The following is a 14,770-nucleotide window of genomic DNA, read 5'->3' as shown; positions in this document are numbered from 1 at the left end:
ACCAAACTCCAGCTCTACTCCTGCACCGGCGGCAACAACCAGAAATGGACCTGGAACGGTGGCAGTGGATCCCCCAGCCCGACGCCGACTCCGACCCCCACCCCCACGGGTGGCACCGGGACGCTGCCCAGTAGTTTCCGGTGGAGTTCCAGTGGTGTGTTGATCGCGCCGAAGCCTGACTCGACGCACAACATCGCGGGGATCAAGGACCCGACGGTGGTGTACTACAACGGCAAGTACCACGTGTTCGCCAGCACCGCCCAGGCCTCGGGGTACAACCTGGTGTACCTGAACTTCACCGACTGGTCGCAGGCCGGCTCGGCGACGCACTACTACCTGGACCGGACCCCGGTCGGCGCGGGTTACCGGGCGGCGCCTGAGGTGTTCTACTTCGCGCCGCAGAACCTGTGGTACCTGGTCTACCAGACCGGTAACGCCTCGTACTCCACCAACCCCGACATCTCCAACCCCAACGGGTGGAGCGCGCCGAAGAACTTCTACTCCTCGATGCCCGCGATCATCCAGCAGAACATCGGCAACGGCTACTGGGTCGACATGTGGGTGATCTGCGACACCGCCAACTGCTACCTGTTCTCCTCCGACGACAACGGCCACCTGTACCGGTCGCAGACCACGCTGGCCAACTTCCCCAACGGGTTCACCAACACCGTCATCGCGATGCAGGACTCCAACAAGAACAACCTGTTCGAAGCCTCCAACGTCTACAAGGTGCAAGGCTCCGACCAGTATCTGCTGCTGGTCGAAGCGATCGGATCCAACGGCCGGCGATACTTCCGGTCCTGGACCTCCAGCGGCCTCGCCGGATCCTGGACCGAGCTGGCCGCCAGCGAGAGCAACCCGTTCGCCCGGTCCAACAACGTCACCTTCAGCGGCACCGCCTGGAGCAACGACATCAGCCACGGCGAGATGGTGCGCACCATGGTCGACCAGACCCTGACCATCAGCCCGTGCAAGATGCAATACCTCTACCAGGGCATGGACCCCAACGCCGGCGGCGACTACAACTCCCTGCCCTGGCGCTTGGGCCTGCTGACCCAGACCAACTCCACCTGCTGACCGTTCTCATCCGTCATCGCCGAGCTCAAGGCGGTCTTGTTCGATCAGCCGGGTCCAGCGGCGGGTCTTGAGCTCGGTGCCGTTCTCGGTGGCGGTCACTTCCATGGTCACCGCCAGGCGGGTGCCCTCCGTGGCCACCTTGAGCCGGCTTTCGGCGGTGACCGTGGGGCCGTCGGCCCACGTGATGTGGAAGCGGCTCTCCGCCGAGACCGTCTGGCGGCGGGTCCGGTGGTCCAGGGTCACCTCACCCTCGTACCTGTCGGCGTAGGTGCCGCCGCCCAGCGGCTCGGCGGCTGATCCATAGCCGGTGCGGCACCTGGTGACCCGCTGCAGCACGTCGTGGTCGATGGTCCACACCACGTCGGTCGCGTCGGGGACCGGCGTTTCGGTGCGGCGCAGCCCCGAGGCCGGTTCGCCGAGGGGTTGTTCGGCCAGCGGCAGGAGCAGGGCGCTGCCGTCGAGGTCCACCGCCACCGGCACGGCCTCGGGCGAGGCCATCACGTTGGGCCATTCGGAGGTGGCGAGCGCGAGCCTGAGCCGGTGTCCGGCGACCACGCGGTGCGCCACGACGTCCAGCTCCACCTCTACCTCACACTCCACCAAGGATTCGGCGAGAACCTCGGGGTCGGCCACGGACCCGGCGTCAACCTCAGGCTCGACCATGGACTCGGCCCGTACCGGTGGGCCGGACTCGTCCTGCGGCTCCGAAGTGCCGGGGAGGCGGAGGACCGCCCGGCTGATCAGTTCGGAGGCGCCGTCGGGGGCCACGTCGCAGAGTCGTACGGCGAGGGTGCCGCCCGCGCCCGCCCGGACGCTCGCGCGCAGCCGGGGATGGCCGACGATGGTCAGCCCCTCGGCGGGGCTCTCCCACTCGACGGTCACGGAGCGGGCGTCGTCGGATCTTTGGTCCAGCGCCTGGCCCCACGGGAGGGAGCCCGCGCAGTTGTTCCACACGGCGAGGCCGATGTCCGGAGCGACCGGAAGGTCCGTCCATCCGGAGCCTTCCCGGGAGCCGGAGGCCGCGAGGGGCCCGAGGCCTTCCCCGGTCGTGAGGGGTTGGCCGGGGAGGGCCGGCCATCCTGGCAGGGCGCGGAACTCCCCGTTCACCGTGGCGCGGTCGGGAGCGGGCGGGGTGGACGAGCGGACGAAGACGACGGCCGAGCGGTCGCGCACCGCGTCGCGATCCCCGCGTAGCCAGCGGTCCCACCAGCGGACCATCTCAGGCAGCAACTCGATGCCCGGCCCGGGAAGCGCGTGCTCTGGTGACGCGTGCGACCACGGCCCGGCGATCACCCGGTACGGCACTCCGTTGCGTTCAAGCGCCGCGCTGAGGCGCGGCACCACGTTCGCGTAGCCGTCCGCCCATCCGGCGACCAGCATCGTCGGCACGGCGATCCGGTCGTGGCCCTGCCTGGACGAGTCCTGCCTGAGCGAGCCCTGCCGCCAGTAGGCGCCGTCGTGCCGCTCGCTCATCCAGCGCAGCAGCCACGGCTCGGTGGCGTCCAGCCGCCGCAGCCACTCCTCCCGCCATCCCTCGCCGTACACCTCGGGCACGGGAGGCAGCGCGTTCATGGCCGCCATGTAGGCCGGGTAGTCCACGAGGTCGAGCCAGCGGTGGATGCCGCCCGCGTAGTGGACGTCGTCGGTGTAGCGGTCGTCGGAGGCATAGATGGAGCAGATGGCCTTGAGCGCGGGTGGCCGGGCGGCGGCGGCGCACAGGGCGTTGAACCCGCTGTAGGAAGTGCCGTACATGCCGACGCCGCCGTCGCACCACTCCTGCGCCGCGAGCCAGGCGATCACCTCGCAGAGGTCGCGGGCCTCGCTCGCCGGGTACTCGTCCTCGGGCACCCCCTCGCTCGACCCCGTGCCGCGCACGTCCACCCGGCACACCGCGTACCCGTGCTCGGCCGCCAGCGCCTCGTACTCGGGGCGATAGCCGTACGTCACGTCGTCCTTGCGGTACGGCAGCGCCTCCAGCAGGCAGGGGGCGGGCAGCCGTTCGGGCAGGTACAGCGTGGCGGCGAGCCTGGTGCCGTCCGCGAGCCTGATCATCGTCAGCACCGTCTCGCCTCCAGGACGCGCGGCGGGCCCCGTCATCGCGAGCTCGCCTGCGGGGACGGTACGCGCCCGCTGAAGGTGTACGCGACCTCGCGGGGTGTCCTCCCGGTATGCTCCGCCTCGTCCAGGACCTCGCCCACGACCCGGCGCATCCACGAGCGGATCTTGCCGAAGGCGCCTCCGGCCTGCGCTGGGATGTCGCCGAACAGTGTCCACCACCACCAGGAGTTGGTCGCCGAGTTGGCCACCACATCGGGTACGACCAGCACGCCGCGCTCGCGCAGCACTTCCTCCGCCCCGGCGGTCACCGGGCAGTTCGCGGCCTCGACGATCAGCCGGGCGCGCACGCGGGCGGCCTCGGGCACGTCGACGCAGTAGGAGACGGCGGCGGGGATCAGCACGTCGCAGCCGATGTCGAGCCAGCTCTCCCCCGGCAGCTCGTGGTCGTCCTCCCGCAGGCGCGTGCGGTCCATGCGCCCGTGGGCGTCCCGGGTGAGCAGCAGGGTCTCGACGTCCAGCCCCGCCGGGTTGACGACCAGGCCCTCGGTGTCGCTGATGCCGACGATCCGCACCCCGGCCTTCGAAAGGAACCTGGCCGTGGCCCCGCCCATCGAGCCGAAGCCCTGCACAACGGCGGTCGCGTCTCGCAGCCCGAGATGCTCGATGGCGGTCAGCGCCGCCTCGGCCACGCCGCACCCGCCCGCGAGATCGCCCAGCCCGATGCCGTCCACGTCCACGGCGAACGCGGCGTCGAGCCTGGCCAGAGCCGCGTCGGCGTCGTCCAGCAGCGGCAGCACCGCGTCGATGGAGGTGCGCAGCCCCGCCTCGCGGCACGCCGCGTCGATCGAGTCCTGGCGCAGGCCGAGGTCCTCGCCGGTCGCCCAGTACGTCTGCAGGAGGGGCTTCATCGCGGCGATGTAGCGCCGCAGGAGCCCGTCCGCCACGGGATCGAGCGGATCGCAGTCGATGCCGCCCTTGGCCCCGCCGAGCGGCTGGTACAGGTTGCCGGGTTCGTAGGCGAGCGCCTCCTTGTGGCTCATGCCGCGCGCGAGGTCGGCGACCTCGGCCAGGGTCACGCCCTCGCGCATGCGCAGGCCGCCGCTGCCGACGCCGCGTCCCAGCCTGTCGATCACCACGTAGCCGTGGCGGCCGGTGACGTCGTCCGTCCACACGACCTGGAGGAAGGGCTGCCGCGTTGTGGGCACGGTGGTCACTGGTTCTCCTTGACGACGATGACGGTGGGGACGGGGGCGCGCACCGCTTCTCGTACGGCCTCACGCAGCTCTCCGGGGGTACCGGCGGCGAGGCCCCGCGCCCCGTAGGCGCGGGCGAGCAGGACGAAGTCGGGCGCGTGCAGGTCCACGGCGACCGGCGGCATGCCGCGCTCGGCCATCTCGGCGCGGATCTCGCCGTAGCCGCCGTTGACCGAGACGACGACCGGAAGTGAGAGGCCGAGCTCCACGGCGGTGGCCAGCTCCTGCAGGCTGAACTGGAACGCCCCGTCCCCGGCGAGCACGGCGACGGGTGTGCCGGGGCGCGCGACGGCGGCGCCGATGCCGGCGGGCAGCGCGAAGCCGAGCGTGCCGTAGCCGGTCGGGAACAGGAACCTGCCCGGCGGGTCCAGCGGCAGGCCGCCGAGGGCGCCGTAGTAGCACATCATCGAGTTGTCGGCGGCGACGATCGTCTCCGGTGGCAGCGCCTCGCGCAGGGCCGCGAGGTGGCCCGCCCACCTGCGCGTGAGCGCCTCCAGCTCGGTGTCGCGCGCGTGCCACAGCTCCGGTCCGGGCTTGGACGCCGTGACGTGGGCGGGCGCCAGGCGTTCGAGCAGCCCGTGCAGCGCCTCGCCCGCGTCACCCACGACGGGCACCCCGGCGACGTGGTCGCCATACATCTGGCCTGGGTCGGCGTCGACCCGGATGAGCGTGCCGTCCAGCCGGAAGTCGTCCACCCACAGGTCGGACGGCGCCAGCTCCGTGCCGGCCGCCAGGACCACGTCGCACCCGGCCAGCCACTCGCGTACGGCCGCCAGGTGCAAGGTGGCGCCGAGGGACAGCGGGTGGCTCTCGGGGGCGGCGCCCTTCCCGTTCGCCGTCGTGACGATCGGCGCCCCGAGCAGCTCCGCCAGCTCCACCGCGAGCCCGCCCGCCGACCGCGTACGGGCGGCGAGGCGCGGGCCGTCCGTACGGGCGGTCGTGTGGCCGTCCGTACGGGCGCGCTCCGGTGGCCGGGGGTGTTCAGGCGCGGACGGGTGGCAGCCGCCGCCGAGGACGATGGCGGGGCGGCGGGCCGTGCGGAGGGCGGTGGCGGCCGCGTCCAGGGCGGCGGGGTCCGGTGCGCGGCGCGGCAGCCGGAGCGGAGGGCCGAGCCCGGCGGGCCCCTCGGCGTCGAGCAGGTCGACCGGGACCTCGATGTGGACGGGCCGTGGACGTCCCTCGCCGAAGAAGGCGAACGCCCGCGCGACCGCCGCCGGGATCTCCGCGACCGAGGTCACCCGGTGGCTCCAGGCGCACAGCGCGTCGAGTGCGCGGGACTGGTCCTTGCTCTCGTGCAGGTACCCGCGGCCCTGGCGGGGGTGGGAGGAGGGGACGCCGGGCGAGACCAGCAGCACGGGCACCGAGTCGGAGTAGGCCTGGGCGAGCGCGGTGGCGGCGTTGACGGCCGCGGGCCCGGTCGTGGTGACGGCGACGCCGGGACGGCCGCCCGCGCGGGCGTACCCGTCGGCGGCGTAACCGGCCCCCTGCTCGTGCCGCGGCGTCACGCAGCGGATGCCTGCCTTGCCGAGCTGCTCGTAGACGGCCAGGTTGTGGGTGCCGGGAATGCCGAAGACGGTGTCCACCCCGTGCGAGGCGAGCGCGGCGACCAGCGCGCCCGCGCCCGTGTGCCCGGGGGTCACGCGTTCCTCGCCAGGGAGCGGGAGATGATCAGGCGCTGGATGTCGGAGGTACCTTCCTCGATCTCCTCCAGCTTGGCGTCGCGCATCCACTTCTCCACCAGGTACTCGCGGGAGTAACCCCAGCCGCCGTGGGTCTGTACCGCCGCCCAGGTGCACCACATGGCGTTCTCCGAGGCGGTCAGCTTGGCGATCGCGGACTCCTCGGCGACCGGCTCCCCCGCGTCGTACAGCGCCGCCGCACGCATGGTCACAAGATGCGAAATATCCGCTTTAGCGGCCATATCTGCGAGCCGGAACGCCACCGCCTGGTGCTCGATGATCTTCACCCCGAACTGCTCCCGGTCCCGCGCGTACGCGAGCGAGGCGTCCAGGGCCGCGCGCGACAGCCCCGTACAGGCGGCGCCGATCAGGATCCGAGAGCCGTCGAAGGTGCGCATCAGCCCGTAGAACCCCTGCCCCTCCTCGCCGAGCCGGTTCTCCACGGGCACCCGCACGTGGTCGAGGAACAGCTCGGCGCAGGCGATGCCGCGCTGGCCCATCTTCGGCATCGGGTTGCCGACCGTGAAGCCCTCCGCGCCGCGCTCGACCACGAACGCCGTGATCCCGCGCGACCGCGTCCCGGGCGAGACCGTCGCGAACACCACGAACAGGTCCGCGTACGGGCTGTTGGAGATCCACGCCTTGGAGCCGGTGAGCACGTACGAGTCGCCGTCACGCACGGCCCGCGTCGTGAGCGAGGCCGCGTCGGACCCCACGCCCGGCTCGGTGACCGCGAGCGCCGTCAGCGGCGGGACGCCGGCGCAGAGCGGGGTGAGCAGGCGGCGCTTCTGGTCCTCGGTGCCGAGCTCCAGCACCGGGGCCGCGAAGAAGCCGTTGGAGGTGACCAGGTTCCCGATCGACACGTCACCGTGGCACAGCTCCTCCTGGATGAGGCACTGGGTCACCAGGTCGCCCACGCCCCCGCCGCCGTACTCCTCGGGCAGCATGTACGAGGTCAGGCCCGCTTTGGCGGCCTTCTCCCAGATGTCGCGGGGCAGCTCGTGGTCGGCCTCGTCGACCTCGCGGGCGCGCGGCCTGATCTCGGCGGCGGCGAACTCGCGCGCCAGCCGTACGAAGTCCCGCTGCTCCTCGGTCAGTGCCGAGCCGCTGCGTATGCGACGAGTCATGGCGTTTCTCCTCCGGGGACGGGAGTGGGGGGGCGTAGGGAAGGCGCCGGGGCGGCGCGTGAGGGCACGGCGACCAGGACCATCGCCACGAGCAGGCATCCGCCGCCCACCAGCAGCGACCACCCGGCCGCCTCGCCGTACAGCAGCACGGCGAAGGCGGTCGCCCACAGCGGCTCGACGGACATCACGACGGCGGCGGTGGTCGCGGGCACGTGGGCCTGTGCCCAGGTCTGCGCCAGGAAGGACAGCGCTCCCGCGACGGTCGCCAGGTACACAAGGCCCGCCCAGTCCGCGAACGACGCCGGCACCGCGATGCCGCCGGGCACCGCCGCGGCCGTCATCACGCAGGCCAGCGTGCCGATCTGGACCAGCGTCAGCGCGTACGCCTCCTCGGCCCGGCTCCACCTGCCGAGCGCGACGACGTGGACCGCGTAGAGCGCGGCCGACACCAGCGTGAGCGTCAGCCCTGCGGCCGGGATCGGCCCGCCGCCGCCCCCGGCCATCAGCATGAACGCGGCGAGCCCCGCGACGGTGAGACCCACGGCCGTCCAGGTCCTGACGGTGATCCTCGTACGGAACCACAGCAGCCCGAGCAGCGGGGTCATGACGACGTAGGAGCCGGTGACGAAACCGGAGACGAACGACGGCAGCGCCTTGAGCCCGTACGTCTGGGCGACGAGGGCCGCGCTGTACACGACCCCGAGCCCGACGCCGGCCCGCCAGGCCCGGGGGCCGAGCCCGCGCAGGGCCGTGGGGCGTATCGCGACGAGCAGCGCGACCGACACCAGGTAGCGCACGGCGAGCAGGTCCGTCACCGGCAGCCGGGTGACCATGTCCTTGACCAGGGGAAAGGTGGTGCCCCACACGGCTGTGACGCCTAGCAGCGCCGAGACGCCCGCGAGGTGCCGCGCGGCACCCGGGTCCAGGCGGAGGCGAGGCCGCCCCGGACGGTCGAGGATTTTCACCGCAGGTCGTTCTTCAGGATGTCGCCGTTCTTCATGACAAAGGCGACGTTGGGGAACGCGTCGACGTCGAAGGGGCCCCGGACGGCGATCAGGTCGGCGTACTTGCCCGGTGCGACCGAACCGACGCGGTCCTGCCAGCCCATGCACTCGGCGCCGGTCAGCGTGGCGGCGCGCAGCGCGTCCAGCGGGCTCATGCCGTGATCGACCATGGTGCGAAGTTGCCGCGCCTGCATGCCGTGCGGGAAGCCGCCCGCGTCGGTGCCGAAGCCGATCCTGACCCCGGCGCTCACCGCCCGGGCGAACGCCTCCCGCTGCGCCTCCGCCGTCTCGTCATTCTTGCGCAGCCCCTCGGCGTCGAAGCCGTTGGTCGCCGCGGTCTCCCGGATCCAGTCGGCCCACCAGATGTCGGCGGACAGGTAGGTGCCGTGCTCCAGCATGAGCTCGATGCCCTCGTCGTCCAGGTAGCAGGCGTGCTCGATCGAGCGCACCCCGGCTCTGACGGCCATCTTGATACCCTCGGCGCCGTGGGCGTGGGCCGCGACGTGCGCGCCGTACCAGGAGGCCTCCTGGACGGCGGCGCGCATCTGCTCCTCGGTGAGCTCGGGGGCGCCGGGCACGGTGCCCGCGGCCATCACCGCGCCCGTCGCGATGAGCTTGACCAGGTCGGCCCCGCCGTGCAGGATCTCGCGGACCCGTTCGCGCACGTCGTCCACGGTCCGCACGGACCCGAACCGCAGGTCGCGCGGGAGCTCGATGTCGTGCGCCAGGCCGGTGAGCATGCCGCCGCCGGACGAGACCGTGACGTAGGCCCCGGCGACGGCCATCCGCGGCCCGATGACCGTGCCGTCGTCGATCGCGTCACGCAGCGCCGTGTCGACGAAGGCCCGGAACGTGCCGACGTCACGCACCGTCGTGAAGCCCGCCAGCACGGTGTCGCGGGCGTTGCGCACGCCGGCCAGGGCCTGGCGCGCGGCGCTGAGCTTCAGTTCCTGGACATAGTCGGCGCAGGCCGCGACCCCGACCAGATGGGTGTGCAGGTCGATGAGTCCGGGCGCGAGGGTCGCGTCGCCGAGGTCGACGACCTCCACGCCCTCGGGCACGGGGGCCGTCCCGGGCAGGATCGCGGCGATCCTCTCCCCCTCCACCAGCACCGTCTGGTCGTCCAGCACGTGACCGGCCTCGACATCCACGAGCCGCGCGCATCGCAACGCGATCGCCATCAAAGATCCCTTCCATGCTTTTCCTGAGTCGCAACTCAAACACATCGGCGCTGAGCATGACAATGGGTGATTTGACTAAGTCGCGCCTCAGCTTTCGCGACACAATTCCCGCTGCCGGCGCGCCAGGCACGCTAGGGTTCCCCTGTGGCACGAGGATTCGGCCGGATACGTCGCGAAGATCTGCTCAGGACCGCCTGTGAAGTGATCACCGCGCAGGGCTTCGGGCACACGCGCACCGTCGACATCGCCCAGGCGGCCGGGGTCAGCCAGGGGCTGCTCTTCTACCACTTCGAGACCAAGGACAACCTGTTCGCGCAGGCGTTCGCGTACGCCGCGCAGCGCGACCTCGACGCGCTCGCCAAGCTGGAGGAGTCCGGCGGCCCGCCGCTCGAACGGCTGCGCGACCTGCTCAAGCTCTACTCCCCAAGCGGCAAGTCCAAGTCGTGGGCGCTGTGGATCGACGCCTGGTCGGAGTCGCTGCGCGGCACCGCGCTGGAGGAGATGTCCCGCACCATCGACCTGCGCTGGAAGCAGGCGCTGCGCACCATTCTCGACGAGGGCGTCGCCGAGGGCGTCTTCCTGTGCCCCGACCCCGACGCCTCCACCTGGCGCATCGTCTCCCTCATCGACGGTCTCGCCGTCCAGGCCACCGTGCACAAGCGCGTGCTCACCCGGGCCCGCCTGGCCGAGCTGGTCCGCACGGCCACCGCCACCGAGCTCGGCATCTCCCCCGAAGCCCTGACGGCCTGAGGCGGCCCGCCCGCACGAGATCTTCGCGCGCCCCGCCCAACGTTCACTTAACCGTCTCTGTCCAGTGACGGGCTGGCAGGAAGCGGTCACCGGCGCGCAACTAGCTGCCTTTGATTCGTCTGGTCCGCAGGGCGTGGAAACCGCAGAGTTGTGTCTGCGAGAGCAAAATCCACAGCCGCAGGAAAAGAGCCCGAAAAATGAAGAAGCCGACCGCCGCCCCGGCCCGCCCCAAGGCCCCCACCACCCGGGACGCACCTTCCCCCGCCCGCGGAAACCCCTGGAACTGAGGGATGGCAGCGATGTTGGTCGTTCTGACGATGCGCCGCCTCAAAGGAGAGCCGTCAGGCGAGCCGCCCCTCGACGGAGAACGGATGCTCGCACTGTTACCCAGACAATGGCGTAAGGATTTCAGGGAGGGCGCCGGATACATTGCCATCAGAATTCACACCGACGAGAACATAACCTCCGCGCAGATACGCGAACAGGTGGTCGCCATCCTGTCCAATCCGGAGGTCACCCGCTGGCGGCTCGTCTCCTGCGAGACCTTGACCCACCACGAGATCGAAAGGAGGGGCAACCCGGCCACTTTGACCCGGCACACGACCCAGCGTGCGCAGTGGAACTGACGTCAGCGGATCCCTGAGCCGGGGTTCACGGCGTCCCAGTGGTAACGAACCAGAGCCGATGCGCTGACCCTTCTCCCTGTGCGAAGGAGGAACGTCTAGCGTTTGCGGAAGACCGCCGATTCGGGTGAGCTGCTGTTTCCTGATACGGGAAGTGGGCGGGAATGGCGAAGTGGACGAGGCGTTTGTCAGCCGTTGCGGCGGCGGGGATCATGCTTGCGGCACTGGTACCCGCGCAGACGGCACTCGCGGTTCCCCTGCCTTCGGTGGAGGGGAAGGCACCGGGAAGGGCAGTCAATCTCAAGCTCACGGAGAAGATCCGGCACAAGCTCGCCGACGCGTTCTGGAATCAGTACTACGGGAAAGCCCATCCAGACGCCCCCCGGAACAGGGTGGACGGGCCGAAAGGCGTCTACTACGGGAAGATAAAGGGGACGACGGCGGCGAAGGACGTCTACTGGGCCGTGGGTTCCATCGGGATCAAGGGCGATCCGATCAGCTATCAGGACGGCCCGCACGTCTGGCGTAAGCGGTACCACGGCGCGTGGGCGTATCTCGGTGACACGGGCGGGTGCCTGGCCAAGGTGCCGGCAACGCTGCTGAAGATATGGCACCTGCCCCCGTGTGACTGAACCCGTCCGTAGCGGGTGAGTGACCATCGTGGTGGGCGACTCCCCTTCCTCCTTGTCCAGCTTGGGCGGTACAGGAGGTAGATGTCGCCGTCTTCACGGATCTCCCCCGTCTGATGGGCCTGCCCTCGCCCGCTCATACGAGACCTCGGCTCCGGCTGCTAGAGTCGTGAACGCACGTTCATGAACCTACGTTCACGACGTTTCGCGGGAGGGCTTGATGCATTCGATCGTCAACACCCAGCAGGCTGAGGCGTGGAACGGGTACGAGGGGAACCACTGGGCCGACAACCGCGATCGGTATGACGCGGTCAACAGCGGGTTCAACGGCTACCTGCTCGACGCCGCGTCCATCGGGGAGCACGACCGGGTTCTCGACGTCGGCTGCGGCAACGGGCAGGTGACCAGGCTGGCGGCGCGACGGGCGCCTCAGGGGCACGCCTTGGGGCTGGACCTGTCGGCGCCGATGCTGCGGCAGGCGCGTGCCACCGCGGCGGAGGAGGGCGTCGCCAACGCGGCCTTCGAGGAGGGGGACGCCCAGGTCCATCCCTTCCCGTCAGCCGGGTTCGACGTGGCCGTCAGCCGGTTCGCGATCATGTTCTTCACCGATCCGGTCGCCGCGTTCGCCAACATCGGCCGGGCCCTGCGGCCGGGAAGCCGGGTCGCCTTCCTGAGCCTGCGGAGCATGGAGCACAACGACCTGGGCGCGGTCTTCGCGGCGATGGCGAAGCGGCTTCCCCCGCCGGCGGCCCGCGAAAAGCCCGACGGTCCGGGGCCGGAGTCGCTGGCCGACCCGGCGCGCATCCACGAGGTGCTCACGGGCGCCGGATTCGACGACGTGGTCACGACCTCCGTCGAGGCACCCCAGGTATGGGGCCGGCACGCCGAGGACGCGGCCGGGTTCCTCTGCGCGTGGGGTCCCGTCCAGCACAGGCTCGGCCAGGTCGACCCCGCCTCGGCGGCCCGGGCACGTGCGGCGCTCGCCGAGGCCCTGCGGCCCTTCGAGGAACCCGATGCCGTCCGCCTGCGCGGCGCCGCCTGGCTGATCACCGCCACCCGCCCGGGAACCCCCGGATCGCGGACCTCGTGACGCCTCCCCACCCGGCCGAAGGGCCTGGTCACTAACATGTGGCGTGATGTCTCCCAGAAGAGCGGCCGTGCTTCGAGAGGGCGGTGGCGATCAGAGCCTGCGCGAGCACCTGATCGCCACCGCCGAACGCCTCATCGCCGAGCGCGGCACGGCCGGGCTGACCGTACGCGCGATCGCCCGCGAGGCCCAGGTCGCCGACGGAGTGCTCTACAACCACTTCGCCGACAAGGAAGAGCTCCTCGCGCTGGCCCTGCGCGCGCACGTACGCACCGTCGGGCGGAGGCTGGGCGAGCCGCCCCGGGCGGCGGGCGAGGGCACCGTCGAGGGCAACCTCCGCGCCTACATCGCGTACGGGCTCGCCCTGCACATCGCGATCCTGCCCGCCTTCGCCGGGCTGGTCCAGCAGCCCAAGGTGTTCACCCGGTTCAACGAGCTGCCGAACCCGATGGCCGAGGGTCTCGGGCTGCGGGCCGACCTGGGCGACTACCTCCGCGCCGAACAGCGGCTGGGCCGGCTGGCACCCGGGGCGAGCGCCGAGGCCGCCGCCACGATGATCATCGGGGCCTGCCACGAGCTGGTCCTGCCGGGCGTGTTCAGCGGTTCCCCGACCACCATGGAGCAGATCCCCGACGGCTTCATCGACGAGCTGGTCACCACCGTCGTCGGCGGCATCGGCCCCTGAGCACGCCTCTTGAGCTTGCGGCCTCCACGAGAGCCGGGAGCCGACCTCAGGGGGTCAGACGGTCGCGTGCCGTTCGAGGAACGAGTAGACGTCGGCCTCGTCCACGCCGGGGAACGAGCCGGGGGGCAGGGCGGCGAGCACGTGGGAGTTCGCCCGGGCCGAGGGCCAGGCGTAGCCCTCCCAGCGCTGCGTCAGCTCTGCCGGTGGCCGGCGGCAGCAGTCCCCCGTCGGGCAGTTCGACTTGGACCTGTTGGTGGTCTCCCTGCCGCGGAACCAGCGGGACTCCCTGTACGGCACGCCGAGCGTGATCGCGAAGTCGCGTTCGCGGGAGGGATCCACGTGGGCGCTGCAGAAGTACGTGCCGGTGGGCGAGTCGGAGTACTGGTGGTAGACCGAGAAGCGGTCCGGGGAGAGGAACACCTGGCGCCCCGACCACTGCAGGCACATGCGCTGCCCCTCGATGGCCCCCTGCTCGTCGGCGGGAAACACGATGCCGTCGTTCTCGTACGCCTTGTAGATGATGCCGCCGGCGTTGTTGCGCACGAAGTGGCACACCAGGTCGAGGTGGTGGGTCGCCAGGTTGGTGAAGCGGTGCGCGGCCATCTCGTACGAGACGGCGAACACGTCGCGCAGGTCCTCGACCGAGAGCACCCGATCCTGCTTGGCCTCCTTGAGGTACGGCACGGCCGTCGTCTCGGGCACCAGCACGGCGGCGGCGAAGTAGTTCGCCTCGGTGCGCTGCCGCAGGAAGTCGGCGAAGTCGCGGGGCTTGTGGTGACCGAGCGCGAGGTGGCCGAGGGTCTGCAGCAGGATCGTGCGCGGGGTGTGCATGCCGAGCTGCTCGTGCTTGACGTAGATGCGGCGGTTGCGTAGATCGGTGATCGACCGCACCGACCGGGGCAGGTCCTGCGCGGTCTGCACGGCGTAGCCGAAGTGGGTGACGAGCGCCTGGACGGTGCCCGCCGACAGCGCGCCCGTTCGGTAGCCCACGGCGGCGAGCGCCTCGGCGGCGGCGGCCTCGATCTCGGCGAAGTAGTTGCCCTGCTCGCGCTGCTTGCGCCGGAGCTCGGCGTTGGCGGCCCTGGCCTCCTCCGGCGTCGCGGTGCCCTTGGCCTGCCGCGAGCGCAGTTCCTCGTACAGCCCGAGGATGTGCTCCAGCACGTCGTTGGGGACGCGGGCGGAGACCTTCAGCCGGGGCAGGCCGAGGGAGGCGTAGATCGGGTCACGCTGCGCCTCCTCAAGGGCGATCTCCAGCTGGGCGCGCCGGTTGGGGGCCTGCCGGCGCAGCAGCTCCTCCACCGGCACGGTGAGGGCGGCGGCCAGCGACTTGAGGAGCGACAGCTTGGGCTCGCGCTTGCCGTTCTCCAGGAGGGAGAGCTGGCTGGGCGCCCGTCCGACGCGCTCGCCCAGCTCGGACAGGGTGAGGCCGCGCTGCTTGCGCAGATGCCTCAGACGCTGGCCGAACGCGAGGAGGTCGAGCTCCTGCGTCAAAGACAGCGGTTCTTCTCCCACCAAAGACGCCATAGCACGATCCTAAGCGCAATTTCTCCACATCTTCCACTCTGACGCGTCATACCCTCCCGTACGGCGGCTCCGGGGCGGACCCGGCTCGGGTCA

General features: G+C 71.0%; 13 protein-coding genes. 6 read left to right on the top strand and 7 right to left on the bottom strand.

Translation table 11 applies throughout. The annotated features are described in order from the left end of the window. Window positions 1-1,077 (top strand): non-reducing end alpha-L-arabinofuranosidase family hydrolase (locus tag AB0O34_RS28240; protein ID WP_363920420.1); only part of this gene is annotated, 1,077 nt, incomplete at its 5' end. 6 nt (window positions 1,078-1,083) lie between these two features. Here AB0O34_RS28240 and AB0O34_RS28235 read toward each other — a convergent pair. The 6 genes from AB0O34_RS28235 to AB0O34_RS28210 are packed head-to-tail and all read right to left on the bottom strand — an operon-like array spanning window position 1,084 to window position 9,379. Further along, window positions 1,084-3,174 carry a CocE/NonD family hydrolase gene (locus tag AB0O34_RS28235; protein WP_363920418.1) on the bottom strand — a complete coding sequence of 697 codons (2,091 nt, stop codon included), beginning with the start codon at window positions 3,172-3,174 and terminating at the stop codon, window positions 1,084-1,086. Further along, window positions 3,171-4,349: a Glu/Leu/Phe/Val dehydrogenase dimerization domain-containing protein gene (locus AB0O34_RS28230; protein ID WP_363920416.1), complete on the bottom strand. Its 1,179-nt coding sequence runs from the start codon at window positions 4,347-4,349 to the stop codon at window positions 3,171-3,173. Before AB0O34_RS28230 ends, AB0O34_RS28235 begins: the two co-directional genes overlap by 4 nt. After that, entirely contained in the window at window positions 4,346-6,028 is a 1,683-nt protein-coding gene (locus AB0O34_RS28225) for a thiamine pyrophosphate-binding protein (protein ID WP_363920414.1), read from the bottom strand. Before AB0O34_RS28225 ends, AB0O34_RS28230 begins: the two co-directional genes overlap by 4 nt. Continuing rightward, complete coding sequence (locus AB0O34_RS28220; RefSeq protein WP_363920412.1) at window positions 6,025-7,194, bottom strand: acyl-CoA dehydrogenase family protein; 1,170 nt, start codon at window positions 7,192-7,194, stop codon at window positions 6,025-6,027. Before AB0O34_RS28220 ends, AB0O34_RS28225 begins: the two co-directional genes overlap by 4 nt. After that, window positions 7,191-8,159, bottom strand: coding sequence for a DMT family transporter (locus AB0O34_RS28215; protein WP_363920410.1), 969 nt, complete (start codon window positions 8,157-8,159; stop codon window positions 7,191-7,193). The genes AB0O34_RS28220 and AB0O34_RS28215 overlap by 4 nt, the downstream gene beginning before the upstream one ends. Continuing rightward, entirely contained in the window at window positions 8,156-9,379 is a 1,224-nt protein-coding gene (locus AB0O34_RS28210; RefSeq protein WP_363920408.1) for an amidohydrolase family protein, read from the bottom strand. The genes AB0O34_RS28215 and AB0O34_RS28210 overlap by 4 nt, the downstream gene beginning before the upstream one ends. 144 nt (window positions 9,380-9,523) lie before the next feature. On the opposite strand from AB0O34_RS28210, the gene AB0O34_RS28205 reads away from it, so the two are divergent. The 5 genes from AB0O34_RS28205 (at window position 9,524) to AB0O34_RS28185 (ending at window position 13,153) form a co-directional block, all read left to right on the top strand. Next, window positions 9,524-10,129 carry a TetR/AcrR family transcriptional regulator gene (locus tag AB0O34_RS28205; protein WP_363920406.1) on the top strand — a complete coding sequence of 202 codons (606 nt, stop codon included), beginning with the start codon at window positions 9,524-9,526 and terminating at the stop codon, window positions 10,127-10,129. Window positions 10,130-10,428: 299 nt separating this feature from the next. After that, window positions 10,429-10,755: a hypothetical protein gene (locus AB0O34_RS28200; RefSeq protein WP_363920404.1), complete on the top strand. Its 327-nt coding sequence runs from the start codon at window positions 10,429-10,431 to the stop codon at window positions 10,753-10,755. A 209-nt stretch (window positions 10,756-10,964) separates the two neighbouring features. Beyond that, on the top strand, window positions 10,965-11,384 hold the full coding sequence (locus AB0O34_RS28195; RefSeq protein ID WP_363920403.1) for a hypothetical protein: 420 nt from the start codon (window positions 10,965-10,967) through the stop codon (window positions 11,382-11,384). 217 nt (window positions 11,385-11,601) lie between these two features. Beyond that, window positions 11,602-12,471, top strand: coding sequence for a class I SAM-dependent methyltransferase (locus AB0O34_RS28190; RefSeq protein ID WP_363920401.1), 870 nt, complete (start codon window positions 11,602-11,604; stop codon window positions 12,469-12,471). A gap of 67 nt (window positions 12,472-12,538) precedes the next feature. Continuing rightward, a complete protein-coding gene (locus AB0O34_RS28185) occupies window positions 12,539-13,153 on the top strand; it encodes a helix-turn-helix domain-containing protein (protein WP_363920398.1) in 615 nt (204 codons plus the stop codon). Between the two features lie 54 nt (window positions 13,154-13,207). Here AB0O34_RS28185 and AB0O34_RS28180 read toward each other — a convergent pair whose 3' ends face one another. Continuing rightward, window positions 13,208-14,677 (bottom strand): helix-turn-helix domain-containing protein, encoded by a 1,470-nt coding sequence (locus AB0O34_RS28180; RefSeq protein WP_363920396.1) that lies wholly within the window; start codon window positions 14,675-14,677, stop codon window positions 13,208-13,210. Between the last annotated feature and the right edge of the window lie 93 nt (window positions 14,678-14,770).

It is taken from the genome of Sphaerisporangium sp. NPDC088356 (assembly GCF_040685555.1).
In the GTDB taxonomy this organism is placed as follows: Bacteria; Actinomycetota; Actinomycetes; order Streptosporangiales; family Streptosporangiaceae; genus Sphaerisporangium.
This window is presented reverse-complemented; position numbering and strand designations above follow the sequence as displayed.

Bases quoted from the DNA above. Each gene is read 5' to 3' on its own strand.
- AB0O34_RS28180 (WP_363920396.1), bottom strand. From the start codon at position 14,677: ATGGCGTCTTTGGTGGGAGAAGAACCGCTGTCTTTGACGCAGGAGCTC.
- AB0O34_RS28200 (WP_363920404.1), top strand. From the start codon at position 10,429: ATGTTGGTCGTTCTGACGATGCGCCGCCTCAAAGGAGAGCCGTCAGGC.
- AB0O34_RS28210 (WP_363920408.1), bottom strand. From the start codon at position 9,379: ATGGCGATCGCGTTGCGATGCGCGCGGCTCGTGGATGTCGAGGCCGGT.
- AB0O34_RS28220 (WP_363920412.1), bottom strand. From the start codon at position 7,194: ATGACTCGTCGCATACGCAGCGGCTCGGCACTGACCGAGGAGCAGCGG.
- AB0O34_RS28195 (WP_363920403.1), top strand. From the start codon at position 10,965: ATGCTTGCGGCACTGGTACCCGCGCAGACGGCACTCGCGGTTCCCCTG.
- AB0O34_RS28190 (WP_363920401.1), top strand. From the start codon at position 11,602: ATGCATTCGATCGTCAACACCCAGCAGGCTGAGGCGTGGAACGGGTAC.
- AB0O34_RS28235 (WP_363920418.1), bottom strand. From the start codon at position 3,174: ATGACGGGGCCCGCCGCGCGTCCTGGAGGCGAGACGGTGCTGACGATG.